The 23,526-nt window shown below is 64.6% G+C and carries 25 protein-coding genes; 13 read left to right on the forward strand and 12 right to left on the reverse strand.

Going from position 1 to position 23,526, the window contains the following annotated elements; genetic code table 11:
• The first annotated feature begins 76 nt into the window (after positions 1 to 76).
• On the forward strand, positions 77 to 961 hold the full coding sequence (locus tag ACV959_RS14375; protein ID WP_475737251.1) for a LysR family transcriptional regulator: 885 nt from the start codon (positions 77 to 79) through the stop codon (positions 959 to 961).
• Between the two features lie 348 nt (positions 962 to 1,309).
• Here ACV959_RS14375 and ACV959_RS14380 read toward each other — a convergent pair whose 3' ends face one another.
• The 6 genes from ACV959_RS14380 to ACV959_RS14405 all read right to left on the reverse strand — a co-directional run bounded on the left by ACV959_RS14380 (position 1,310) and on the right by ACV959_RS14405 (position 7,477).
• Entirely contained in the window at positions 1,310 to 2,404 is a 1,095-nt protein-coding gene (locus ACV959_RS14380; RefSeq protein ID WP_475737252.1) for a UDP-glucose--hexose-1-phosphate uridylyltransferase, read from the reverse strand.
• Positions 2,401 to 3,561 carry a galactokinase gene (locus tag ACV959_RS14385; protein ID WP_475737253.1) on the reverse strand — a complete coding sequence of 387 codons (1,161 nt, stop codon included), beginning with the start codon at positions 3,559 to 3,561 and terminating at the stop codon, positions 2,401 to 2,403. Before ACV959_RS14385 ends, ACV959_RS14380 begins: the two co-directional genes overlap by 4 nt.
• A complete protein-coding gene (locus ACV959_RS14390; protein ID WP_475737254.1) occupies positions 3,558 to 5,546 on the reverse strand; it encodes a beta-galactosidase in 1,989 nt (662 codons plus the stop codon). Before ACV959_RS14390 ends, ACV959_RS14385 begins: the two co-directional genes overlap by 4 nt.
• A 269-nt stretch (positions 5,547 to 5,815) precedes the next feature.
• A complete protein-coding gene (locus ACV959_RS14395) occupies positions 5,816 to 6,031 on the reverse strand; it encodes a hypothetical protein (RefSeq protein WP_475737255.1) in 216 nt (71 codons plus the stop codon).
• 165 nt (positions 6,032 to 6,196) lie between these two features.
• On the reverse strand, positions 6,197 to 6,571 hold the full coding sequence (locus tag ACV959_RS14400; RefSeq protein ID WP_475737235.1) for a hypothetical protein: 375 nt from the start codon (positions 6,569 to 6,571) through the stop codon (positions 6,197 to 6,199).
• A gap of 60 nt (positions 6,572 to 6,631) precedes the next feature.
• The gene (locus ACV959_RS14405) at positions 6,632 to 7,477 is read right to left on the reverse strand and encodes a transposase family protein (protein WP_475737257.1); all 846 of its coding nucleotides are present in this window, start codon (positions 7,475 to 7,477) and stop codon (positions 6,632 to 6,634) included.
• Between the two features lie 222 nt (positions 7,478 to 7,699).
• Here ACV959_RS14405 and ACV959_RS14410 point away from each other — a divergent pair, with 222 nt between their 5' ends.
• The gene (locus ACV959_RS14410) at positions 7,700 to 9,322 is read left to right on the forward strand and encodes an ABC-F family ATP-binding cassette domain-containing protein (protein ID WP_475737258.1); all 1,623 of its coding nucleotides are present in this window, start codon (positions 7,700 to 7,702) and stop codon (positions 9,320 to 9,322) included.
• A 34-nt stretch (positions 9,323 to 9,356) separates the two neighbouring features.
• Here ACV959_RS14410 and ACV959_RS14415 read toward each other — a convergent pair whose 3' ends face one another.
• The 3 genes from ACV959_RS14415 to ACV959_RS14425 form a co-directional block, all read right to left on the reverse strand.
• Positions 9,357 to 9,521 (reverse strand): hypothetical protein, encoded by a 165-nt coding sequence (locus tag ACV959_RS14415; RefSeq protein ID WP_475737259.1) that lies wholly within the window; start codon positions 9,519 to 9,521, stop codon positions 9,357 to 9,359.
• 47 nt (positions 9,522 to 9,568) lie between these two features.
• Positions 9,569 to 9,793 carry a hypothetical protein gene (locus ACV959_RS14420; protein WP_475737260.1) on the reverse strand — a complete coding sequence of 75 codons (225 nt, stop codon included), beginning with the start codon at positions 9,791 to 9,793 and terminating at the stop codon, positions 9,569 to 9,571.
• Positions 9,794 to 9,947: 154 nt separating this feature from the next.
• Entirely contained in the window at positions 9,948 to 10,286 is a 339-nt protein-coding gene (locus tag ACV959_RS14425; RefSeq protein WP_475737261.1) for a hypothetical protein, read from the reverse strand.
• A gap of 234 nt (positions 10,287 to 10,520) precedes the next feature.
• Between ACV959_RS14425 and ACV959_RS14430 the strand changes: the two genes are divergently transcribed.
• Together ACV959_RS14430 and ACV959_RS14435 are read left to right on the forward strand one after the other, a co-directional pair.
• Positions 10,521 to 10,829 carry a hypothetical protein gene (locus ACV959_RS14430; RefSeq protein ID WP_475737262.1) on the forward strand — a complete coding sequence of 103 codons (309 nt, stop codon included), beginning with the start codon at positions 10,521 to 10,523 and terminating at the stop codon, positions 10,827 to 10,829.
• A gap of 190 nt (positions 10,830 to 11,019) precedes the next feature.
• On the forward strand, positions 11,020 to 12,084 hold the full coding sequence (locus tag ACV959_RS14435; RefSeq protein WP_475737263.1) for a calcium:cation antiporter: 1,065 nt from the start codon (positions 11,020 to 11,022) through the stop codon (positions 12,082 to 12,084).
• A 10-nt stretch (positions 12,085 to 12,094) separates the two neighbouring features.
• Here the strand turns inward: ACV959_RS14435 and ACV959_RS14440 are convergent, their stop codons facing one another.
• Positions 12,095 to 12,349 carry a hypothetical protein gene (locus ACV959_RS14440; protein WP_475737264.1) on the reverse strand — a complete coding sequence of 85 codons (255 nt, stop codon included), beginning with the start codon at positions 12,347 to 12,349 and terminating at the stop codon, positions 12,095 to 12,097.
• A gap of 210 nt (positions 12,350 to 12,559) precedes the next feature.
• Here ACV959_RS14440 and ACV959_RS14445 point away from each other — a divergent pair, with 210 nt between their 5' ends.
• From ACV959_RS14445 to ACV959_RS14465, 5 genes are all read left to right on the forward strand, one after another.
• Entirely contained in the window at positions 12,560 to 13,030 is a 471-nt protein-coding gene (locus ACV959_RS14445) for a peroxiredoxin family protein (protein ID WP_475737265.1), read from the forward strand.
• Positions 13,027 to 13,728, forward strand: coding sequence for an MOSC domain-containing protein (locus ACV959_RS14450; RefSeq protein WP_475737266.1), 702 nt, complete (start codon positions 13,027 to 13,029; stop codon positions 13,726 to 13,728). Before ACV959_RS14445 ends, ACV959_RS14450 begins: the two co-directional genes overlap by 4 nt.
• Before the next feature lie 56 nt (positions 13,729 to 13,784).
• On the forward strand, positions 13,785 to 14,516 hold the full coding sequence (locus tag ACV959_RS14455; protein WP_475737267.1) for a class I SAM-dependent methyltransferase: 732 nt from the start codon (positions 13,785 to 13,787) through the stop codon (positions 14,514 to 14,516).
• A gap of 34 nt (positions 14,517 to 14,550) precedes the next feature.
• Positions 14,551 to 15,453, forward strand: a complete 903-nt coding sequence (locus ACV959_RS14460) for a DMT family transporter (protein ID WP_475737268.1) — start codon at positions 14,551 to 14,553, stop codon at positions 15,451 to 15,453.
• Positions 15,454 to 15,806: 353 nt separating this feature from the next.
• Positions 15,807 to 16,751 carry an IS630 family transposase gene (locus ACV959_RS14465; RefSeq protein ID WP_475737269.1) on the forward strand — a complete coding sequence of 315 codons (945 nt, stop codon included), beginning with the start codon at positions 15,807 to 15,809 and terminating at the stop codon, positions 16,749 to 16,751.
• Between the two features lie 138 nt (positions 16,752 to 16,889).
• On the opposite strand, the gene ACV959_RS14470 is transcribed toward ACV959_RS14465, so the two are convergent.
• Positions 16,890 to 18,263 carry an RsmB/NOP family class I SAM-dependent RNA methyltransferase gene (locus ACV959_RS14470; RefSeq protein ID WP_475737270.1) on the reverse strand — a complete coding sequence of 458 codons (1,374 nt, stop codon included), beginning with the start codon at positions 18,261 to 18,263 and terminating at the stop codon, positions 16,890 to 16,892.
• A gap of 130 nt (positions 18,264 to 18,393) precedes the next feature.
• Between ACV959_RS14470 and ACV959_RS14475 the strand changes: the two genes are divergently transcribed.
• On the forward strand, positions 18,394 to 18,606 hold the full coding sequence (locus ACV959_RS14475; RefSeq protein WP_475737271.1) for a DUF1674 domain-containing protein: 213 nt from the start codon (positions 18,394 to 18,396) through the stop codon (positions 18,604 to 18,606).
• Here ACV959_RS14475 and ACV959_RS14480 read toward each other — a convergent pair.
• Positions 18,603 to 19,397 (reverse strand): dienelactone hydrolase family protein, encoded by a 795-nt coding sequence (locus ACV959_RS14480; protein ID WP_475737272.1) that lies wholly within the window; start codon positions 19,395 to 19,397, stop codon positions 18,603 to 18,605. The genes ACV959_RS14475 and ACV959_RS14480 overlap by 4 nt on opposite strands.
• Positions 19,398 to 19,662: 265 nt before the next feature.
• On the opposite strand from ACV959_RS14480, the gene ACV959_RS14485 reads away from it, so the two are divergent.
• From ACV959_RS14485 to accD, 3 genes are all read left to right on the forward strand, one after another.
• Positions 19,663 to 21,582 carry a potassium transporter Kup gene (locus tag ACV959_RS14485; RefSeq protein WP_475737273.1) on the forward strand — a complete coding sequence of 640 codons (1,920 nt, stop codon included), beginning with the start codon at positions 19,663 to 19,665 and terminating at the stop codon, positions 21,580 to 21,582.
• 190 nt (positions 21,583 to 21,772) lie between these two features.
• Positions 21,773 to 22,651, forward strand: a complete 879-nt coding sequence (gene trpA / locus ACV959_RS14490; protein ID WP_475737274.1) for a tryptophan synthase subunit alpha — start codon at positions 21,773 to 21,775, stop codon at positions 22,649 to 22,651.
• Complete coding sequence (gene accD, locus ACV959_RS14495; RefSeq protein ID WP_475737275.1) at positions 22,648 to 23,511, forward strand: acetyl-CoA carboxylase, carboxyltransferase subunit beta; 864 nt, start codon at positions 22,648 to 22,650, stop codon at positions 23,509 to 23,511. The genes trpA and accD overlap by 4 nt, the downstream gene beginning before the upstream one ends.
• The last annotated feature ends 15 nt before the right edge of the window (positions 23,512 to 23,526 follow it).

A 23,526-nucleotide genomic window follows, 5' to 3' on the forward strand; every position in this document is an offset into this window, starting at 1 on the left:
GCGAAGGCTAGAGCGGCTTCATAAGTTTGAAAAATTCAAATATTGAAACTTTTCATTCTATATAACAGAATGATCCATGGCCTTTTTGAACTATCACCACCTGCGCTATTTTTGGGCGATCGCCAATGAGGGTAGCCTCACGCGCGCGGCGCGGCGCCTGAACGTATCGCCGTCATCCCTGTCGGTGCAGCTCAAAGCCCTGGAGGAGCAGCTCGGTCAACTCTTGTTCGAGCGTCATGGGCGGTCACTGCAACTCACCGAGGCGGGGCAGATCGCGCTCGGCTACGCCAACGCCCTATTTAAAATGGGCGACGAATTTCTCAGCACGCTGGAAGGGCTCGGACCCGCGGCGCGTCAGACGCTACGCGTTGGCGCCGTTTCCACCCTTTCCCGCAACTTCCAGATTGAACTGTTGCGGCCTTTGCTCGGGCGCAACGATGCGGAAGTCGTCATCCAGTCGGGCGCCTTTCTCGACCTTCTCTCTCGGCTTCGTGATCACAGGCTGGATATAGTTCTCTCCAATCAGCCTGCGATGCACGATCAGGACGAGGATTGGCAGAGCACGCTCATCGCCGAACAGTCCGTGAGCCTGATCGGAGCCCCGAACTTGATGAAGCGGAAATTTCGCTTCCCAAAGGACCTCGCCAAGATAGCGGTCGCCACGCCGGAACGCGGCAGCGGAATCCGAAACGCCTTTGACAAACTGCTGGAGGCGGAAGACGTCCGGCCAAATTTCGTTGCTGAAGTCGACGACATGGCGATGCTGCGGCTCATTGCACGAGAGGGCTTTTGCCTCGTTCTCGTCCCGCCGGTGGTCGTGCTCGACGAACTCGCCAAGGGATCCCTCGTCGAGCACTGCACTTTTCCCCAGATCAAAGAGGCATTTTACGCAATCACGCGCCGGCGGCAATTCCCAAGCCCGCTTCTGAAGAAGCTCAATCTGCATAGGCGAGAACTTTGACGGCGAGAGTTGTGCGCGATCAGCCAACGGATTCCTGAAGGGATCGGCATGTTCCAAAGATCGTATCCCATGACGTGGCGTAGCTGAGCGCAGTCATCACGGTCGCCGCGATGGGCGGCGCAATCTGCACGATACGATTGGCGGGCCTGAATTCCGCAAGTTCTCTGGCGCCTCCCGCGCAAAGCATCCGTCGCAGTCATTTTGGGTTCCCTGGCCTCTCGCTGGTCACGACGACGACGTCAAAACGGATTGGCTTCAGGCGCAACAGCGCCGTTTTTGTCGCGCGGACGCGCAATCCGAGAAAACCGCCCATAGCGGCTGCAGCCAGGGGCGAAGACAATTTCGCTATCAAACTCTGGGATCGGACGCCTGGAAACCGGGATGCGATCCTTTTGCGTCCGCGCGGAATTCCGAGAGGCTCTCAGGACTCGCCCTCAACTGCGCGGCTGCGGACTCCGGCGTGATGTCTCGTTGCGGGGACGCCAGCATTTCATATCCGACCATGAATTTGCGGATCGTCGCCGATCTGAGTAACGGCGGATAGAAATGCGCATGGAAATGCCAATGGGGATAGGCGCGCCCGTCGATCGGGGACGGATGCAGCCCCATCGTATAGGGAAAAGGCGCGTCGAAAAGCCGGTCGTAACGCGTCGTCAGACGCTTGAGTATGTCGGCGAGCGCGTTTGCTTCTCCGCGCGTGATTTCATCGAGGCGGCCGAAATGGCGCCGTGCGATCACCATTGTCTCGAAGGGCCAGACCGCCCAGAAAGGCGTCACCGCGGCAAAGCAGTCGTTCTCGCAGACGAGACGCAAACCTGCGGCGCGCTCATGGCCCAGGTAGTCGCACAACAGGCAAGACCCATGCTCCGCCATATAGGCCTCTTGCGCAAGGTCCTCCTTCGCCGGCATGTCCGGGATGGAGGAACTCGCCCAAATTTGACAATGCGGATGCGGGTTGCTCGCGCCCATCATGGCGCCGCGGTTTTCGAATATCTGAACATAGCTGACGTCATCGCGCGCGCAAAACGCGGCATATTCGTCACGCCAGACCGCGATGACGCGCGCAATGTCCTCGGTCCCCATGCGCGAGAGGGAAAGATCGTGCCGAGGCGAAAAGCAAAGGACGCGGCAAAAACCGGTTTCGGGGCGGGCCACGAACAGTCCGTCATCGTCGATCTGGCCTCCGCTCCCGTTGGAGCGAAGCGCCGCGAAATCATTGTCGAAAACGAAAACGTTTTCGTAGGCGGGGTTTCGTTCCCCATTCGCCCTCGTCTCTCCCGGACACAAATAGCATCCGGCCTCGTGCGCCGGCGGCGCCTCGGCTGGCGCGCATTCGATCTGCCCCCGCCAGGGACGTTGCGTGCGATTAGGCGATACAAGCACCCATTCGCCAGTCAGCGGATTGAGGCGACGGTGCGGCGCGTCGGACAGAAAGCTCCTCATGCCAGGGGAACCAAATCGACGCCGTCAGACGGCGTGCAGCAAAAGACCTGCGGCGTCAGCCCGGTCTCTTGCCGATACGCCGCGACGATGAAGTCAATGAACTCGTCGATCGCCGGGCGGGCGACGAGATTGACCGTGCAACCGCCAAAGCCCCCGCCAGTCATTCTCGCCCCGAAAACGCCCGCGCGGGATTGTGCGAGCGCGGTCATGACGTCAGCTTCGGGACAGCTAACTTCATAATCGTCCCGAAGGCTTGCGTGCGAGTCGTTCATCAGCTTGCCGACGCGCGCCAGATCGCCCGCTTTGAGCGCCTCCGCTGCGGCGATCGTGCGCGCGTTTTCGGTGACGACGTGACGCGCGCGGCGTAAAATGTCGTCCGGTAGCTCCGCGGCGTGACGGCTCAGCATTTCGGGCCCGACATCGCGCAGCGCGGATACGCCGGCGAGCCGCTCCGAGAGGATTTCGACAGCGCGCTCGCATTCCTCTCGGCGACGATTATAGGCGCTGGTCGCCAATGCGTGACTGACCATCGTGTTGCAGATCACGATACCTGCCTCAGGCGGGATCGAGACGGGGCGCATGGCGAGCGTACGGCAGTCGATGAGCAGCGCGTGACCGGCGACTCCGCAGCATGAAATGAGCTGATCCATGACGCCGCAGCGCGCGCCAACGAAATTGTTCTCCGCGAACTGACATAGCCGCGCGAGATCCGTCCGCTCGATCGCGCTTGCCGCGAGACGGCACAGCGCGAAGCCGATGACGACTTCGAGCGCCGCGGAGGCAGAGAGTCCGGCGCCCATCGGCAGATCGCCCTGCACCAGAACATTCGCGCCATCCAGAGTCCGGCCGGACGCGCGCAAGGCGAGAGCGACGCCCTGGACATAGTCGGTCCAGGCGCGCCGGGGCGAGGCGCCAAGATCGTCGATGTCGAATTCGTATGTTTCATCCAATGCGAGGGAGTGCAGCACGACGCGTTTGTCGCGTCGTTTGCCGCAGGCGGCATAGGTCGCGAGATCTATCGCAGCGGGAAGCACGAAGCCGTCATTGTAGTCCGTGTGTTCGCCAATCAGATTGACGCGCCCCGGCGCGCGGAAAATCTGTGGAGCGCCGCCAAACCGATCCGTAAATTGCGCCATAAGCTCGGCGGTATCGATCATGGCAGATCGCGCATCGTGGCGCACAGGCGACGGTCGACGAGGGCGACGCCGCATGGCGGAAGGCGGCGTTCGCCCAAAAGCAGCGGGGCGCCGCGAATAATCATCGAGATATCGACTGTCTCGGCGCCATAGTTGAACACGTATCGCATCGCGCCATTGTCGCGCATCCGTACGTCTTCCGGCAAATCGATTATTTCAAGCCCGGCTTCGAGGGCGAGATGACGCAACGCTTGCCCGAGGAGCGTCTCATTCGGCAAGCCGGCGAGATAATAGAACCTGTCGCGTCGCGTGAGCGCGGGCCCGCCGTCGGCGGCGTCCACGATCGTTTCCGCGCGATCGCCGGGCGCCAGGATTTCCCGCCAGCGATGAAAGCAGCCGTCGAACGGAGGATCGACGGCGATCGACGCGCCGGGCTGGAGCGTTTCGACGCGCCGCACCGTGACGTCGACGAGAGATCCGAACGGGCCGGGCGGAAGCTCTGCGGGAATTTGGAAGTCCGGGGTCTTCGAGCCGGTGCGCGGGCCGAACAGGACGATCGCGCCGCTCGCCGCCAGCCCCGCTGCAAATGCGTCGTTCCCCGAGAACAGCGCCGGCGCGACGATCAGTTTTCTGTGGCGCACGGCCTCAAGCGTCGGCGGGACGACGTCGATATTCAGGCCGAGACGGCGAAGGCTGGCGTAAAAGTCCATCACGACGTCGAAGTAGGAAAAATCCCGCCCTTGCGGCTGGATTTTCCAGGCGAAGGCGCTTTCGTAATCGAAGATCAGCGCAACGTCGGCCCGCGCTGTTTCGACCTTCGCATCGATCTGCGCCAGTTCGCCGGCGACCGCGGCCGCGACGTGAAACGCCTCGTTCGGCTCCGAGTTGGGCAAGAGCAGACCCTCGTGCATCTGCTCCTGCGCGAAGGGCGCCTGCCGCCAGCGAAAATAGCTGACGACTTCAGCGCCTGCGGCGAAGGCCTCGAACGTCCAGAGACGGACGGCGCCCTTTGCCGGGAGCGGATTCCACGGCGCCCAGTTCACCGCGCCGGGCTGCTGCTCCATCACCCACCAGCGGCCGCGTCCGCAAGCGCGGTAAAGGTCGTGATGGAACGCCTGAAAATCCGGATCGCCAACCCGCATGTAGCGGCGCTTGTAAACGTCATCATGCGCGCTGCGCAGGAGAAAACCTAAGGGATAGCTGTCCCAGGCGACGATATCGAGATCACGACCGAGCGCGTAGTGATCGAAGGCCGTGAAGGCGCCCATGCAATTGTGCAGAATGTCGCGTCCGGGCGAATGGCGCCGGATGATCTCCGTCTGCCGCCTGTTGAACGACACGAGCCGATCCGACGAGAATCGCTGGAAATCCAGCAAATGGGACGGATTGGCTTCCGTGACCGTCAGGTTCGGAAGCTCGACCTCCTCGAACCGCGCAAGCTCCATCGACCAAAAGACATTACCCCATGCGCGATTGAGGGCGGCGATGTCGCCATATTTCTTCTCGCACCAGCGCCGGAAGGAGTCGCGGGCGGCGGGCGAGTAGCTCTCGACCGTATCGTGACAGCCATATTCATTGTCGGTCTGCCAAGCGGCAACCCCCGGATGTTCGCCGAAAGCGCGGGCGAGAACGCCGACGATGCGCTCGCATGCCTCGATGTAGGGCTCGTAGCTGAAACAATAGTGGCGCCGCGAGCCGAACCGGCGGGGACGCCCCAGGCTGTCGAGCGCGAGCATGTCGGGCATTTTGTCGACGAGCCATTTCGGCGGCGTCGCCGTTGGCGTGCCGAGAACGATTCTCAACCCGGCGCCGTGCAATGTGTCGATCGCGCGTTTGAGCCAGTCGAGATCGTATCGGCCCTCGGCAGGCTCGAGCCGCGACCAGGCGAATTCGCCGATGCGCACATAGGCGAGGCCAATTTCCCGCATTCGGCGTGCGTCTTCCGCCCAGACGGTCTCCGGCCAATGCTCTGGATAGTAGCAAACTCCGAGTCTTTGCTGCGTCACCGGGCGATTCCTGAAAGATGCGCGCAGGCGCAGCGCAAGACGGGACGTTGCGGCGCCGGCCGGCTCCCGCTGCGCAGGTTCACCGCCGCCGCCATCATACGCGCCTTAGCGCCCCTCGGGTCTTGACCGTCGCCAGGATCGCGAGACCGCCCAGAAGCAGCAGCGCCTGACCGGACCCGCCCGCGGCCTCGCCGCGCGCCAAGCCATGTATCAGAAGCGCGATTCCAATCATGTAAATGAACACCGCAGCGCTTCCCGCATCAGCGTCTTCAGGTCGCAGACCGGGAGTCCGGCGAGCGCGGCAGGGCGAGGAGCAGGCCAAAAAGGGCGCCGAGGGGGCCGGTCACGGCTAATGCGAGGAGCGCGATCCGCGCGTCCTTTTCCGCGCCAAGGGCCGGGAAAAGATCGAAGGACGCGGCGCCAAGCCCCGCGCCGTCAAGATAGCCCATGATCAGGCCGATGATCATCGTGAACAGCCTTGGCATCGCAGCGTCTCCGGGAGCTGTGCGGACGCACGGATAGAGACTTCCGGTCGCAGACAGTCGTGCAACTTGACGACAGTTGCGTGACGGTTCTCGATCGGGTTTGGTCGCTTGCATCGGTTCGTTGCGATTGCCCCGCGCGGGCCCAAACGGCGCCTGCCGGCGCCGTCACGAACTCTCTCCGACGGCTATTTCCGCAAGGCGCGCGCGCAAGGAATCCAGTTTTTGCAGGTTTATGCCGAGCGCGCCGCGAAGAACATCGCCCCTCAGGCCTTCGATCAGCGCGGAAATCAGGGCGCCGAGAGCCGATTTTTCCTTCGCCGGCAAGCGATCGATCGTCGCGCGGAGGCGTTCCCGCGCGGCCGGAAGCGCATAGGCGTCCTCCAGCACGGAGGCGTCGCCATTCAACCAGTCCCCGAGTTTCTCCTTGAGCCTGACGTAGGCGATTGTCGTGCGTTCGCCGAGAATGCCTCTGCGTCCGACCTCCGCAACCATGCTGACCGCCGTGACCGCCAGAGCGCCGATCGTCGCCGCTCCGCTCATTTCGCCTCCCCCCGGGCCGCAAACATCGTCGTCCAGGCCACGATTCGTTGTCACAGGGATTTAGGTGTGTAGTCCCGGAGTGAGCTGGGTGGGTTCATTTCTGAACCGCTCCGGCTCGTCCGCCCATATTTTGCAGACGTATTCATGCGGCGTGAGGCCGCGAAGCGCCTTCAGCCGCTTGGCGAAGTTGTCGGCTGCGACGAAGGCGGAGAGGCGCTCGATCCCGTTTTCCCGGCAGCGCAGGCCGAACATATGCGTCGGGTAGCGGGCTGTCGGTCCATTTCGGTTCTTGGGCGGATAAGCGAACTGGACGCCAGTGTCGGTCAGAACCGTGTGGATCTTATAGGGGATCGCCTCGATCAACGCGTTCAGAAAGGCGGTCGCCGTCAGCCGATTGGCGTCTCGTCCGAGCTTGGCGAAAGCAATTTTCGCTGTGCGATCGATCGCCACAAAAAGATAGAGTTTTCCCTCTTCGGTTCTCACTTCGGCAATGTCGATGTGGAAGAAGCCGATCGGATAGGCCTTGAATTTCTTCCGGTCGGGCTTGTCGCCTTCGACGTCGGACAACCGGCTGATCCCATGCCTTTGCAAACAGCGGCGCAGCGACGAGCGCGTCAGATGCGGGATCGTCGCCTGTAACTCGTAAAGGCAATCGTCCAACGGCAAAAGAGCGTGTTTGCGGAAGGCGACGATGATCGCCTCCTCCTCCAGCGTCAGCGCCTTCGAGCCCGAAGCTTTCGGCCCCATCGGGGCGCCGGCTGGCGTGGCGCGCTTCTTCCACTTCGCAACCGTCTTCGGGTTAACGCCATCGCGGCTCGCGAGCGCCCTTATGCTCTCTTGACGATGTTGTATCGCTCGACGCACCGCCTCTGTCGCGCCGGCGCTCCCGTGACGTATCTGGCCCATAAAAAATCCCGGTCGACAGCCGCAATCTGCGCCATCATATCCCGGGACTAAACGCCCTCGCCCGTCGCCTATGCGTCGCTCCTGAATGGTTGCCGCCGTAAAGCGTCTGGCCACGGAACGCAGCGCCGCCCTTGACGGATGATAATTCTCCCGCGCGCCCCTTCCGCTCGCCAGTCGTATGGCTTAAGCCCGCGGCAACCGCACTTCCAGCCCGCCACGGACATGATTCGTCTCGAAAGCATCAGCAAGCAGAATGGCTCACAGATTCTCTTCATCGAGGCCTCGGCGGCTCTCCTGAAAGGTGAGAAGGCCGGCCTCGTCGGGCCGAACGGCGCGGGCAAGACGACGCTGTTTCGGATGATCACGGGTCAGGAAGCGCCCGACGAAGGCCAAATCTCCGTCGATCGCGGCGTCACCATCGGCTACTTCAGCCAGGATGTCGGCGAGATGACAGGCCGCAGCGCCGTCGCCGAGGTCATGGACGGCGCGGGACCGGTTAGCGAGGTGGCGGCCGAAATGCGGGAACTCGAAGCCGCCATGGCGGACCCCGGCCGATCCGACGACATGGACGAGATCATCGCGCGCTACGGCGAGGCGCAGGGACGTTTCGAGGAACTCGACGGTTATGCGCTGGAAGGGCGCGCGCGCGAAGTGCTCGCGGGCCTGAACTTCACCCCGGAGATGATGGACGGCGACGTCGGCGCGCTTTCCGGCGGCTGGAAAATGCGCGTGGCGCTCGCCCGCATTCTCCTCATGCGCCCCGACGCGATGCTGCTCGACGAGCCGAGCAACCATCTCGACATCGAAAGCCTCATCTGGCTCGAAGCCTTTTTGAAGAGTTACGACGGCGCGCTTCTCATGACCTCGCACGACCGCGAGTTCATGAACCGAGTCGTGTCGAAAGTGATCGAGATCGACGGCGGCGCGTTGTCGACCTATTCCGGAGATTACGAGTTCTACGAAGAGCAGCGCGCCCTCAACGAGAAGCAGCAACAGGCGCAGTTCGAGCGCCAGCAGGCGATGCTCGCCAAGGAGATCAAGTTCATCGAGCGCTTCAAGGCGCGCGCGTCGCACGCCGCGCAGGTTCAGAGCCGCGTGAAGAAGCTTGAAAAGATCGAGAAGGTCGAGCCTCCCAGGCGACGCCAGACAATTCTTTTCGACTTTCCGCCCGCCCCGCGCTCCGGCGACGACGTGGCGTCGCTCAGGGACGTTCACAAGAGCTACGGAAGCCGGCGCATCTACGAAGGTCTGGATTTCGCGGTGCGCCGCAGGGAACGCTGGTGCGTCATGGGCGTGAACGGCGCGGGCAAATCCACGCTGCTGAAGCTCGTCGCCGGCGCCGCGCAGCCGGACGACGGTTCCGTGACAATCGGCGCCAGCGTGAAAATGGGCTATTTCGCGCAACACGCCATGGAGCTGCTCGACGGCGATCAGACCGTTTTCGAGTCGCTCGAAGCCGCATTTCCGCGGGCGGGACAGGGCTCGCTGCGAACGCTCGCCGGATGCTTCGGTTTCTCCGGCGACGACGTTGAAAAGAAATGCCGCTTTCTCTCGGGCGGCGAAAAGGCGCGGCTCGTGATGGCGCAGATGCTTTACGACCCGCCGAACTTTCTCGTGCTGGACGAGCCGACCAACCATCTCGATCTCGCGACGAAGGAAATGCTCATCGCGGCGCTCGCGAATTACGAAGGCGCGATGCTTTTCGTGTCCCACGACCGGCGCTTTCTCGCGGCGCTGTCCAATCGCGTTCTGGAGCTGACGCCCGAGGGCGTCCGCCGCTATGAAGGCGGTTATGCGGAATATGTCGCCCGCACGGGCCATGAGGCGCCCGGCCTGCACGGCTGAACGGGGCGTGCGACGCCCGGCGCGCGCGCGGGGCTCACTCGCGCGCATATTCCTCGCATTGCGTTTTCGAAAAGGCGCCGACGCTCATACAAGCGTCGAACCGGCTTTGGCCGAATTCCGCGACCGCGAGAACGGCCAGGATCAAGGCGGCGGCGCCATAAAGGGCGATCAGGATCAGATTCTTTCGTCCGACTCGCATCTCGAAAACCCGGGCTAAGAGAGACGACAGGTTCGACGCGGATGCGATTACAGCCCCGGTTTTGTTTTTTCGTATCGCTTCTTGTCGGCTTCCATCACCCGCGCGAGCGCGCCGCAGGCCGAGGGCTCGTCAGCATGCTGTGACGCGCAAAGCTGATAGGCGGCCAACGATTGCTCATAGGAATCGACCGCATATTCTTCGTTCGCAGCCTGTTTCGAACCGGGAACGCTGTTGCAGCCCGCCGCAGCGCCGAGGAGAATCAGAAGAAGCATGTAACGCATCGTTTGCCCCGAAGACCCGCGTCTTTGTCGTCAATTTAACCCAACCGGCCAGGACAGGTAACGACCTTCGGGGCGAACGCCAAACCGGGCGCGCGGGGACGCGCGCCCCTCTTTCGCTATCGGAGTTGCGTTTATCGAACCCGACTCACGAGCCCCGCCCGCAAGCGCCCGCACCGCGCCTGTCGCAAGGCGTGTGGCCGACTTCGTTCTCCGGCACGCCCTCGCCGCGCAGAGCGGCGCGCTTGATGGGGCAGCCGGCGCAGGAGCAATTGGAAATCGACGCGAGAGCCGTGGCGACGCCGGCGCGGACGACGGCCTGGCCGCTCTGATCCCGCACGCGGATGAAGGTTCCCGCCTGCGCCTTCGTGCGCAAGGCCAGGGCTTCCACATGACGCCAGATCAGACTCTCGTCCGGCACGTCGATCGTCTCGACGGCGCGCGGCGCTTCGCCCGTTCGCAGGATTTCGAAGGTGAACGCAGCCATGGTTCCGAAGCGCCTCTCCATCGCGAATTCGATTTTTAGAACGCCTTTACCCGCGGAAGTCGACAAAATTGTTTCCGGCGGCGCAACATAACTTGGCCTTTTGCAGGCGGCTTCATTCGAATTGATGACGAAACGGCGCCCGCTGCCGGAGCGCGCGAAATTCAGCCGCAGTTCAGGCGACGTCTCGGATCATGATAAGATTATCGCTACGCACCGACGAAGGAGTCCCTGACCGTGAGAAACCTTTTCATAGCTTTAACCTTCGCGTCAGCGATCGCATTGGCCGGCGCGAGCGCGCAGGCGCAAGCGCCATCCGACGCGCAAGGCGAAGCGGCGACGCCTCCCCCCGCCCCCGATTGCGCCGCCAGGGCGGCCGAGAAAAAACTCGCGGGCGCGGCGCTGAACAGCTTCATGAAAAAATGCGCGCGCGACGCCGCGGCGAAAAGCTGCGACGTCGCCGCCGCGGAGAAGAAGCTCACCGGCGCGGCGAAGACGAGCTTCGTCAGAAAATGCGTGAAGGACGCGGCATCCGCAGCGCAGTAAACCTTTCGCGGCGCTCCGGTCGTCCCGCGTCCGGGGCTCTGCGGCGCGCAGGCGGCCGAAGGGGAAGACCGCGGGAGAAATTGCCGACGCGCGGCTGAACGCCGGCGCGGGGCGAATGGGTTGATCGGCGCGGGCTGAGCCGTCACAGATAAAAGCGCAAGTGATTCGCTCCCGCAAAAGGACCAGCGCTTTGGCCGCAATCGATCGTCAGGAAATCATTGGTTTCGCAATCTCGGCGAGTCTCGTCGGATTCGCCGGCGGCGTCCATTTCGCGCACGCCGGCCCCATTCTTGGCTTCCTCTCGGCGGCGATCGCGCTCGCCGCCGTCGCGCATACGATCGGCGAGGCGACGGATCAGCTCGGCAATCACCTGAGCCCCTCGGCGACCGGACTCGTGCAGTCGGCGGTCGGGAGTCTGCCGGAGCTTTTCGTCTGCATTTTCTCCCTTCAGGCGGGGCTCGTGGCGGTCGTGCAGGCGTCGCTGATCGGATCGATTCTCGCAAATGTGCTGCTGGTGCTCGGCCTGGCTTTCATGGTCGGCGGCTGGCGGCACGGGGTTCTGCATTTCGAGAACCAGACTGCGCGGATGATCGCGACGCTGCTTCTTCTCGCCGTCTCGGCGCTCGTGCTGCCGACGCTCGCCAACGAACTGCATCTGCCGGCCGGCGCGCATGAGCAGCCGCTCGCGGTCGTCTGCGCGGTCGTGCTTCTCTTCGTATTCGCCGTGCTCACCAAGGCCATGCTCTCGCAAGGGCAAAGGACGGTGCCGGCGGAGGCGCACGCCCGCGCGCGCGCCTGGTCGCTTTCCGCCGCGGTCGCCGTCCTTGTCGCCTGCGCCGGCGCCGCCGTGCTCGTGTCCGAATGGTTCGTCGAGGCGCTGGAGCCGGCGATCGACGCCGCGGGGATCAGCCAGACCTTTGCCGGCCTCGTGATCGTCGCGATTGCAGGCAACGCCATCGAGAATATTGTGGGGATCCGGCTCGCGGCCGAGGGCAAATCCGATCTCGCGATCAGCGTGGTGCTCACCAGCGCGCTTCAGGTGGCGGTAGTGATCGTGCCGGCCCTGATTCTCATCAGCTTCGGCATGGGCGGCGCGCCCTTCACGCTCGCCATTCCGCCGATCCTCGCCGCCGCGCTCTTCCTGTCGGTGCTCGTCGTGACGGTGGTGACGGTCGACGGGCGCGCCGACATGGTCGACGGCTCGGCGCTCGTCGGTCTTTATGTCATGGTCGCGACGATTTTCTGGTGGGGATGACGCACGGCGCTCACCAATAGCGCCAATAGGGACCCCACCCGGGCCGGCCATAGAGCAGCAGATCGTCGCGCCGGGCGCGGCGATCGGCCGAGCGGTCGAGATCGACGTCGAGCAGGCATTTGGCGAAAGCGTCCGTGCCGCGCCGGAACCCATAGGAGCGGCAGCGTGCTTCGTCTGCGGCGCGTTGTTGTGCAGGCGACGTTGTCTCGCAGGCGCCCAGCATCAGGCCCAGCGCCGTCACGGCGCACGTAGTCGCAATCCGCATCTCGCGATCCTCTCCATCGGACGAAGGCGATGTTGCGACATTCGAGCAAAAAAATGTTTACTTCGCGGCGGCGCGTCCATCGACGCCCGGCCCCTTTGGCGGTGGCTCCTTCCGTCGCCGTCGGCGCGACTCCGCTGGTCCTTTCTTGCCGCGCGGCGCCTCTGCATACATCTAACCAGACTTCCAGCTCGCAAGGGAGGGAACGCCGCCATGACGCCGCCGCTCGCGCCGGAACTGTCTGTTTCGCGCTGGTTCAACACGCCCGCGCCGATTACGCTTGAAAGCCTCCGGGGGCGCGTGGTGCTGCTTCACGCCTTCCAGATGCTCTGCCCCGGCTGCGTGGCCCATGGCACGCCCCAGGCGCAGCGCGCGCATGGTCTGTTCCGCAACACGGATCTCGTCGTCATTGGCCTGCACACTGTCTTCGAGCATCACGCCGCCATGACGCCCGTCTCGCTGGAGGCCTTCATCCACGAATATCGGCTGAGCTTCCCCATCGGCGTCGACGAGGCGTCCGAGGACGGGCCGATCCCGAAGACGATGCGCCGCTATGAAATGCGCGGCACGCCGACGAGCGTCGTCATCGGCCGCGACGGAACGATCCGGCATCACGGCTTCGGACAGGAGGAGGATATGGCGATCGGCGCCATCCTCGGCACGCTGCTGGCGGAACGGCCGTGACGCCGCCGGCGGCGATCCCGCACGTTCTCGCCGGCGGACTCGCGCCGCTGGGAGAGGGCGGCCGAATGAGCGGCATCGACAAGCGCCTCTTTCCCGGTCCGTGGCGCATCGGCAGGGAGGGACTGGCGGGCGACGCGCAGGCGGACCGGAAGCATCACGGCGGGCCGGAGAAGGCGCTGCATCACTACGCCCTGGACCATTACCGCCTGTGGCGCGCGGAAATCGGCGACGCCCCGGCGCTGGCGGCGCCCGGCGCCTTCGGCGAGAACCTCTCGACGCTCGGCTGGACCGAGGAAAACGTCTGCCTCGGCGACGTCGTTCGCTTCGGCTCGGCGCTGCTTCAGGTGAGCCAGGGCCGCCAGCCCTGCTTCAAGCTGGCGCTCCGGTTCGGGGTTCGGGACATGGCCGTTCGCGTGCAAAGGAGCGGCCGCACCGGCTGGTATTATCGCGTGCTGGAGGAAGGCGCGGCGCGGGAGGGCGACGCGCTGGCGCTGATCGACCGCCCCTGCCCCGACTGGCCGCTCGCGCGCCTCGGCCGCCTCCTCTACCGCGACACGCGCGATCGCGGCGGTCTCGCCGCCATGACCGCGCTGCCGCATCTGACCGACAGCTGGCGAACGCTCGCGCGGCGGCGGCTCGAAAGCGGCAAGGTCGAGAACTGGAGCGCGCGGCTATACGGGCGTCTGCCGCGGGCGTAATTGCCTCGCGACGGCGAGCCCCATAACCTGTGGCGCGAAACGATCCGGGAAACGCCATGTCCGCAAGATGCGAAAACCTGCAAGACAATCTTTTCACGGGCAAGATCGGCGCAGAATACGAGTTCCTGCGTCTCATGTGCCCGAACCACGCGCTGCTCGCCAAACGCCTCGGCGAGACGATAGCCGCCTTCCGCCCGGGCGAACCGCTCAAGGGTTTCGAGATCGGCTGCGGTACGGGGATCAGCACGCTGGCGCTTCTCGCCGCGCGCGACGATCTCTCGCTCACGGCGATCGACGCCGCCCCCGCCATGCTGGATCAGGCGCGCGAACATCTGGCCGATCTTGTGAAGGCCGGCCGCGTGACATTCCGGGAGGCCGATGCGATCGAGGCGCTGGAGGCTCTGCCGGACGCAAGCCTCGACGTCGTCGCCTCCAATTACGCGATTCACAATTTTCTTGACGGCTACCGCGACCGCGCGCTCGCCGAAATCCATCGCGCGCTGAAGCCCGGCGGGCTCTTCGTCAACGGCGACCGCTACGCCATGGACGACCGCGCCGCCCATCTCGCCGAGACGCAGGAGACAGTGCGCCGCTGGTTCAAGCTGTTCCGCGAGATCGACCGTCTCGATCTGCTCGAGGACTGGGTCGTGCATTTCTACAGCGACGAGTCGCCCGACCACATCATGTATTTCACGCCGTCGATGAAGAAACTCGAAGCGCTCGGCTTTGCCGTCGCGGTCGACTATCGAGACGGCGTCGATACGCTGGTGAGGGCCGTGAAAGCCTGATTGCAAAGTCGCGCGGGCGGGTTATAGCGCAGCGATGGATCTCGCGCTTCTCGCTCTCTTCGCCGCGCTGCTGACCGCCGTCTGCCAGTCCGTCACCGATCTCGGCACCAAGGCGGCGACGCGCCATGCGGACGACCGCGCCATTCTCGCTGCGCAATGGGGCGCGGGGGCGCTGATGCTGACGCTCGCCTGTCTCGTGGCTTACCCCGACCTCGCCCGCGCGCCGGTCGACACGCTCGCCGGGCTGACGAAGCCGGGCTTCTGGAGCCTTCTCGCCTGGTCCGGCGCGCTCAATGTCGTCGCCTATTTCTTTTACATCCGCGGCTTCCGCCTCTCGGACGCCTCGCTCGTGGCGCCGCTCGTGTTGCTGACGCCGGTGCTGATGCTCGTCACCTCGCCGATCATGACCGGCGAGCAGGCGCCGCCGATGGGCATGCTCGGCGTGACGCTGACCGTGCTCGGCGTCGGCCTGCTCGACGCCAGCCAGGAGGCCGGCAGGCGCTTCAATTTCGCGGTCTTCGCGAAAGACGCCGGCGCGCGCTACATGCTCGCCACGGCGGCGATCTGGAGCATTACCGCCAATCTCGACAAGCTCGGCGTGCGGGCCTCGACGCCGCTCGTCTGGATCGCGGCGGTGACGATCGTCATCGCGCTCTGCGCCGCCGTCTATTGGGCCGCCGGCCCGCGCGCCGAGACGAGCGTCAAATCGCTGCGCTACGCGCTCGGCGCCGGCGCCGCCATGGCCTTCGGCAACACGGCGCAGATGTGGGCGCTTACGATCTTGTTCACGCCCTATGTCATCGCGATCAAGAGATTGTCGGCGCTCTTCACCGTGCTCGCGAGTTCGCATGTGCTGAAGGAAGAGACCGGCGGGCGATTGCTCGGCGCGGCGGTGATGCTGGCCGGCGCGGCGATGATCGTGCTGGCGCGGGGGTAACCGGTTCCCTATTTTAGCGTTGCGCGCAAGTTCGGAGAATAAGTGGCTATTGGAGTATCCGCCGATTCGGATTCATCGAGAGCTCTTCGCACCTGACTAGAAATTTCGGCCCGGTACGCCTCTAACTTGGGAACAAGCGTGTAAATGTCAGTGGTATCTATTAGAATCGTGCGCATCTGATTTATGTCGAAAGGAATGCGATCAGAGGACCGCGCAATTTGTACAATTGGCAGTCGCATCATATGCCGCAAAGCTAGAGCATTCCCCGAGTGATCTGAATCGTTTTGTTTTTTGGGATTCCCATCGGGCTTTGAATGCGGGAGTGTGTGTGGCTCTGATTTGGGAGGCGCAGGATGTCTCGCGGCTATTCCTTTGATCTGCGTGAGCGTGCGATTGCGTTGGTCGAGGGCGGGATGTCGCGACGGGCGGCGGCCCGGCAATTGATGATTTCGCCTTCGTCCTCGATCAAGTGGTTTCAGCGGTTTTCGGCAACCGGCAGTTTTGCGGAAAAGCCGGGCAAGAAGGCGCGCCCCTCGCCGCTGGACGACCATGCGGACTGGTTGTTGGCTTTGGTCGCCGGCGAACCGGACCTGACGCTGGCCGGGATCGAGGCTCGGCTTCTGGAAGAGCGCCAGTTCAAGACGACGGACAGCTCGATTTCGCGATTTTTCCAACGCCATGGCGTGACCTATAAAAAAACGCTTCATGCCAGCGAGCAGCATCGGGAAGACGTCGTCAAGGCGCGCGACGACTGGAAAAAGATGCAGCCGACGCTTGATCAAAAGCGGCTGGTTTTTGTCGATGAGACCGGGACGAACACGCAGATGACGCGGTTGCGCGGCCGCTGTGCGAAAGGCAAGCGGCTTGTCGATTATGCGCCCCATGGCCACTGGAAAACGACGACCTTCGTGGCCGGCCTGCGCAGCGACGCCATCACGGCGCCGCTCGTCGTCGATCGCCCGATGAATGGCGCGATCTTTCTGGCGTGGCTGGAGCAGCAGCTCTCGCCGACACTGGCCGAGGGCGATGTCGTCATCATGGATAATCTGCCGGCCCACAAGGTTGCAGGCGTGCGGCCCATCATCGAAAAGGCCGGAGCCAGATTGCTTTATCTGCCGCCATATTCGCCCGATCTCAACCCGATCGAAATGATGTTCGCCAAGCTCAAAGCCTTGTTACGAAAGGCCAAGGAGAGAACTATCGACAAATTATGGGACCGCATCGGCGCCGTTCTCGACGAGTTCTCCTCAAGAAAATGCGCAAATTACTTCGCCCATGACGGATATGCGTCATGTTAAACGGGGAATGCTCCAAAAGCGAGAATCGGGTTTTTGCGCTCATGAAGAACCAACACAGGACGCGGACACGATCCCTGATCGCCTGAAATGCAGTGACTTTGCTTCACTCTCGGCGCTTCCACTAAAGCGTCGAGACGCCTACGCCCCCCGCACCAGCCGCGCGGCAAAAAACCCGTCGATCCCCGCAAGGCGCAGGTCTTCGTTCGGCCAGAAACAGGGCAGCGTTCTCAGGTCGCCGTCGCGGTTGATGAATTCGGCCGGGATCCCCTCCTCCGACCGGATCGGCTCGCGTCGGAAGTCGGGGTTGCGGCGCAGGAAGGCGGCGATCTGCTGCTCGCCCTCCTCCGGCTCCAGCGAGCAGGTGCAATAGACGATGCGGCCGCCCGCTTTCGTCAGCAGCGCGGCGCGGGCGAGCATTTTGGCCTGAAGCGCGGCGAGCGTTTCGATGTCGCCGGGCTTCTTCGTCCAGGGCACGTCCGGGTGGCGGCGCGCGGTGCCGGTGGCGGAACAGGGCGCGTCGATGAGAATCGCGTCGAAAGGTTGCGCCTGATAGCCGGTCGCGTCCGCCACCGCGATGCTCGCGCGCAGATCGAGGCGGGAGAGATTGGCCGACAAAAGCTTCAGCCGCTCGGCGGAGCGGTCCAGCGCCACGACATTGGCGCGCGCGAGCGCGAGCTGCGCGGTCTTGCCGCCGGGCGCCGCGCACATGTCGAGCACGCGCTCCTCGGGCTTCGCGGCCAAAAGCCGCGCGGGCAGCGCGGCGGCGGCGTCCTGCACCCACCATTCGCCCTCGCGATAGCCGGGCAGCTCCGTCACCGGCGCGCGGGTCCTGAGCCGCACCGAGCCCGTGGGCAGCACGACGCCGTCGAGCTTCTCCGCCCAATCCTCCGGGTCCGACTTCACCGAAAGGTCGAGCGGCGGCTCCAGCATGTGCATGGCGCCGATGGCGCGCCCGGTTTCCTCGCCATAGGCCTTGCGCCAGCGCTGCGCGAGCCAGGGCGGCGCGTCGTAGTCGCCGCTCGCGGCGATCTCCAGAAATTCGTCGCGCCGGCGAAGAAGGTTGCGCAAAACGCCGTTCACCATGCCGGAATAGGGTGCGGTCTTGGCCTCGAGCTTGGTCGCGCGAACGGCGAGGTCGATCGCGGCGTGATCGGCCGCGTCGAGAAAAAGGAGCTGCGCTGCGGCCGCGATCAACGTGTATTCGAGCCGCCCGGCCTGTCGCGGCAGGCCTTTTTCGAGCAATTCGGCGAGCGCATGGCGGATGACGCCGAGCCGGCGCAGCGACGCCGTGGCGATGGAGCGCGCGAGCGCCACATCGCGCGGATCGAGCCCCGTGAGGCGGTTGGGCACCGCCTGCGGAGAAAAGCATTCGTCGAGCCGATGGCCGCCCTGAACGACGTCGCAGATGACGGCGGCGGCGGCGAGACGCGACGGGAGCCCCGGCGTCTTCGCGGCCTCGGCCTCCCGCGCCGCCTCGGCGGGCACGAAGCCTTGCCGGGCAGCCTGGCGCACTGGTTTCGACCGTCCGGGGGATGATTTACTATCGCTCGTCACGAAACGGCCGTCTCCACTGCCCGGGCTTGCCGCGAATCATAGCACATGCGCGCCGCCGGCGGGCGAGGAAAGCTGAGGAAACATCGCCATGACGAAGTCGCAGACCGCGGCAGACGAAACCAACTCCGCGAATGGGAACGACAATCTGCCGCCGGCCGCCCGGCGCGCGCTCGCGGAGGCCCAGGCGCGCCGGGAAGCCGCCAAAGCCAGCGCCCGGCCGGAGGAAATCGGCGGGTGCGGCGGCCTTGACCCCGCGCGCTACGGCGACTGGGAGGTGAAGGGACTCGCCAGCGATTTCTAGCCCACGCCCTGCGCGCGCAGGAAGGCGACCATGCGTCCCCAGGCGTCGTGCGCCTCCTTCTCGCGATAGCTCGGCCGGTAATCCGCGAAGAAGCCGTGCGGCGCGCGGTCGTAGAGGATGACGTCCGCCGGCGCCTCCGCTTTTTCGAGCTTCTCTTTCATTTGCAGAATCAGGTCATAGGGAATGCTCGGGTCGTCGCCGCCATAGAGGCCGAGCGTCTGGACCTTGATCTCGCCCGCAACGTCGATCGGCCAGCGCGGCTGTTCGGCCGTGCGGGGTCCGTCGAGCCGGCCGTACCAGGGAACGCAGGCGGCGAGCCGCGGATTGTGCGCGGCGTAGAGCCAGGCGATGCGGCCGCCCCAGCAGAAGCCCGTGATCGCCGCGTGCGAGGCGTCGCCGCCCTGCCCTTCGGCATAGGCCAGCGCCTCGTCGAAGACGCCCATGGTCTCGACGTCGGGAACGCGCGCCACGATGGCGCGGATCGAGTCGATGTCCGGCGCGGTCAGCGGATCCCCGTAACGGGCGAGATAGTCCGGCGCGATGGCGTAAAGTCCGAGCTTGGCGAGGCGGCGGGCAATGTCCCGGATGTGTTCATGCAAGCCGAAGATTTCCTCGGCGATCAGGATGACCGGCAAATCCCGGCCGTGTCGGGGCTTGGCGAAATAGGCGGGGGCGCCGCAGGGCAGCGTGACGAATCCCGTGTCCAGTCCCTCCTCGTCGGTCCTGACCGTGTGAATGGAGATTTCCCCGGCGGCGGCGGCGTATCCTTTTCTGCCCGTATCTTGCGTCATCGGCGATCCCTCCGGAGGCGACTCGACGAAAGCGAAGCCTGCGCGCGCCGCGCCGCGTCCGCAAGCATAAACAGCGCATTGTTGCGTCGCAAAACCTGGCCTTCTCATTCAGGAGAAAAGGGCGTATATCGCCGCTCCGTTTGCGAAAGGAGACTTTCGCTCCGGGAGGGCTCTGACCCGTGTCCGCGCAGAACGCCGTCGTAGATCCGCCCCCCGCCCTTGCGCCGATCCGCGCGCAACATAGCTTTTCCAAAAGGAACGCCGCATGACGCAGCAGACGGGCCCGGCCCCGGAGGGCGCCGCTTCGACCACCGAGCATCACGGGCACGGAAAGGGCGGGTTCATTGGGCTCGTCGTCGGCTCGATCGGCGTCGTCTATGGCGACATCGGCACGAGCCCGCTCTATGCGCTGCGGGAATCGCTCGCGCATCAGGTGCAGGCCGACGCATTGACCGAAGAGTCGGTGATCGGCTCGATTTCGCTGCTGATCTTCGCGCTGATCTTCACCGTCACGATCAAATACATTTTCTTCGTGATGCGCGCCGACAACCGCGGGGAGGGGGGCATTCTCTCCTTGATGGCGCTCGCCCAGATCGCCATGGGGCATCAGGCGAAAGTCGCCTTCATACTCGGCGTGGGCGGCGCGGCGCTTTTCGCCGGCGAAGCGATGATCACGCCGGCGATTTCGGTGATGTCTGCGATCGAGGGCCTCGAACTCGTCACCCATCGCTTCAGCGAATTCGTGATGCCGATCACGATTTTCATTCTCGTCACGCTCTTCTGGGTGCAAAGCCACGGAACGGCGCGGGTCGCGGCCTTCTTCGGCCCGATCATGATCGCCTTTTTCCTCACGATAGGCGTGCTGGGGGCCTCGCACATCGCCGACGCGCCGGAGGTGCTCGAGGCCTTCGACCCGCGCCGTGGCGTCGTTTTCCTGCTGACCCACGGTTGGCTGGGCTTCTCGGTTCTCGGCTCCGTCTTCCTGGCGGTCACGGGCGTCGAGGCGCTTTACGCGGACATGGGCCATTTCGGCCGTTTTCCGATCCAGGTCGCCTGGCTCGGCTTCGTGCTGCCGGCGCTGCTGCTCAACTATCTCGGCCAGGGCGCGCTGGTGCTCTCTCACCCGGAAGCCGTCGGCAACCCCTTCTTCCTGATGGCGCCCGACTGGGCGCTGTTTCCGCTCGTCATTCTCTCGACCATGGCGACGACGATCGCCGCGCAGGCGGTCATCACCGGCGCGTTCTCCCTGTCGCGGCAGGCGATCCAGCTCGGCCTGCTGCCGCGCCTTGAGATCACGCACACCTCGGCCATGCTGGAGGGTCAAATCTACATTGGCCGCATCAACCGGCTCCTGCTCGTCGGCGTGTTGCTGCTCGTCATCGCCTTCAAGAGCTCGTCGGCGCTCGCTTCCGCCTACGGCATCGCGGTCACGGGCACGATGGTGCTGTCAACGTCGCTGCTGTTCATCGTCGCCTGGCGCAAATGGGGCTGGCCGCTGTGGCTGGCGATCCTCTTCGCCGCCTCATTCCTCGTCGTCGAATTCACCTTCCTCGCCGCCAATCTGCTCAAGATCGTCGAGGGCGGCTGGGTGCCGCTGGTGCTCGGCGGCTGCGTGATGATCGTGATGTGGACCTGGGTGCGCGGCACGCGGCTTCTCACGGAGAAGACTCACCGCGACTCGATCCCGATCATGGATCTGATCGCCATGCTCCAGAAGTCGAAGCCGACGCGGGTGCCGGGCACGGCGATCTTCCTGACCAACGATCCCAACGTCGCGCCCACCGCGCTCATGCACAATCTCAAGCACAACAAGGTGTTGCACGAGCGCGTGCTGATCATTTGCGTGCGCACCGAAAACCGCCCGCGCGTCGCGGCGGAAAACCGCTTCGAGATCGTGCAGCTCTCCGAGGATTTTTCCAGCGCCATTCTGCATTATGGCTTCATGGAGAGCCCGCGCATCCCCGCCGCCCTCGCCCTTATGCGCAAGGCCGGGCTCAAATACGACATCATGACCACGAGCTTCTTCCTCGGCCGCCGCACGGTTAAGGAGAGTCCCGCGTCCGAAATGCCGCCCTGGCAGGACAAGCTCTATGTGGCGCTCACCAAGCAGGCGGCGAACGCGACAGACTTCTTCTCGATTCCATCGGATCGCGTGGTGGAACTCGGCGCCCAGGTCACGATCTGACAGGCGCCGCGCATTCCCCGCCCCGAAGCCCGCGCCCCTTCCGCCCGCATTTCGGCCGCTCGCCCGAGATTGGCAGGGAAGCGACGATCGAAGGCGCCGGAAGGGGGTGGACGGAAGGCGGGTCAGGGACTAAGCCTGCGGGCGAAAAAGGGGCGGGAAAACCGCCAAACCGGAAAGACCGCGAATTCTTATGTCCACCCGTATCGACGCCCGCTTCGCCACCCTCGCCGCCGAGGGGCGCGCCGCTCTCGTGACCTTCGTAATGGCCGGCGACCCGGACCCGGAGACTTCGCTCGAGATCGTCAAGGCGCTGCCCGCGGCGGGCGCCGACGTCATCGAGGTCGGCATGCCCTTCACCGATCCCATGGCCGACGGCCCGGCCATTCAGGCGGCGGGCCTCAGGGCGCTCAAGGCGGGGATGACGCTGAAGAAGACGCTGAAGCTCGTCGCCGACTTCCGCGCCGGCGACAACGACACTCCCATCGTGCTGATGGGCTATTACAACCCGATCTACGTCTACGGCGTCGACCGTTTCCTGGCCGACGCGAAATCCGCCGGGGTGGACGGTCTGATCGTCGTCGATCTGCCGCCGGAGGAAGACCAGGAGCTTTGCATCCCCGCCCGGGACGCCGGGCTGAACTTCATCCGCCTCGCGACGCCGACGACCAACGACAAGCGGCTTCCGAAGGTTCTCGAAAACACCTCCGGCTTCGTCTATTATGTCTCGCTGACGGGCATCACCGGCGCGGCGCTCGCCGATTACGCAGGCGTAAGCCAGGCGGTTAAGCGCATCAAGGGCCATACGACTTTGCCGATCGCCGTCGGGTTCGGCGTGAAGAACGCGGACAACGCCGCCGAAATCGCCCGAAACGCCGATGGGGTGGTGGTCGGATCGGCTCTGGTCGACGCGCTGAGGGCGTCGCTTGGCTCCGGCGACAGGGCCAGCGAAACGAGCGTCGCGGCGGTGGCGTCGCTCGTCGCGAGCATCTCCGCAGGCGTGCGCGGCGCGCGCAGCCAGCCGCCCGCCAGGACCGGCGCCTTCTCCTGGCTCACGAGGCTTTGGGCATGAACTGGTATTCGAACGTCGTCCCGCCGAAGATCAAAGCCCTCATCAAGCGCGAGGCGCCGGAAAATCTCTGGGTGAAGTGCCCGGAAAGCGGCCAGCTCGTGTTCCACAAGGACATAGAGGCCAATCTCTTCGTCGTGCCGGGCTCCGGCTATCACATGCGCTGCCCGGTCGACGTGCGGCTCACCAATCTCTTCGACAACGGCGAGCTCGAGCTGTTGCCCACGCCCGAGACGCCGCTCGATCCGCTGAAGTTTCGCGACATCAAGCGCTATGTCGACAAGCTGAAGGAATATCGCGCCAAGACCGGCGCGCAGGATGCGGTCACGCTCGCGACGGGCAAGCTCGACGGCGCGCAGGTCACGGTCGCGGTGCAGGACTTCGAGTTTCTCGGCGGCTCGCTCGGCATGGCGGCGGGCGAGGCGATCGTGGCGGGCGCGGACCATGCGCTCTCCAAGCGCACTCCTTTCATCATCTTCACCGCCTCCGGCGGCGCCCGCATGCAGGAAGGCATGTTCTCGCTCATGCAAATGCCGCGCACGACCATCGCCGTGCAGCGCCTGCGCGACGCGCGCCTGCCCTATATCGTCGTGCTCACCAATCCGACGACGGGCGGCGTCACGGCGTCCTACGCCATGCTGGGCGACGTGCAGATCGCCGAGCCCGGAGCCATCATCGGCTTCGCCGGCGCCCGCGTGATCGAGCAGACCATTCGCGAAAAGCTCCCCGAGGGCTTCCAGCGCGCGGAATATTTGCGCGACCATGGCATGGTCGACATGGTCGTGCCGCGTCAGGAGATGCGCGAGACGCTCGCGCGCCTGTGCGGCCTCTTGACCAAGTCGCCGCCGCGCCGCGCCGCCTGACCGACGAGAGGCGCG

This window comes from Methylocystis sp. Se48 (assembly GCF_056269425.1).